This window comes from Paraburkholderia sp. J7 (assembly GCF_905220155.1).
GTDB lineage: Bacteria > Pseudomonadota > Gammaproteobacteria > Burkholderiales > Burkholderiaceae > Paraburkholderia.
Window position 1 is genome coordinate 1 of record NZ_CAJMYZ010000096.1, and the last position, 529, is coordinate 529.

1 protein-coding gene is annotated in these 529 nt (G+C 63.5%); it reads left to right on the forward strand.

Annotated elements, in window-relative coordinates; all coding sequences use genetic code 11:
- Positions 1-529: FAD-binding protein (locus U5A58_RS40490; protein ID WP_321965464.1), on the forward strand; the 529-nt coding region annotated here is incomplete at both ends.

Below are 529 nucleotides of genomic sequence, written 5' to 3' on the forward strand. Positions count from 1 at the left end.
TGGCCTGTCGGTTTGCGTGCTCTCGAAGGTGTTCCCGACGCGTTCGCACACGGTCGCCGCTCAAGGCGGTATCGGCGCTTCGCTCGGCAACATGAGCGAAGACAATTGGCACTATCACTTCTACGACACGATCAAGGGCTCCGACTGGCTCGGCGACCAGGACGCGATCGAGTTCATGTGCCGTGAAGCGCCGAACGCCGTGTACGAGCTCGAACACATGGGCATGCCGTTCGACCGTAACGCCGACGGCACGATTTACCAGCGCCCGTTCGGCGGCCACACGGCCAACTACGGCGAGAAGCCGGTTCAGCGCGCCTGTGCTGCTGCTGACCGTACCGGCCACGCGCTGCTGCACACGCTGTATCAGCAAAACGTCGCGGCGAAGACCACGTTCTTCGTCGAATGGATGGCGCTCGACCTGATTCGCGACGCCGAAGGCGACGTGCTCGGCGTGACCGCGCTCGAAATGGAAACGGGCGACGTCTACATCCTCGAAGGCAAGACCACGCTGTTCGCCACGGGCGGCGCA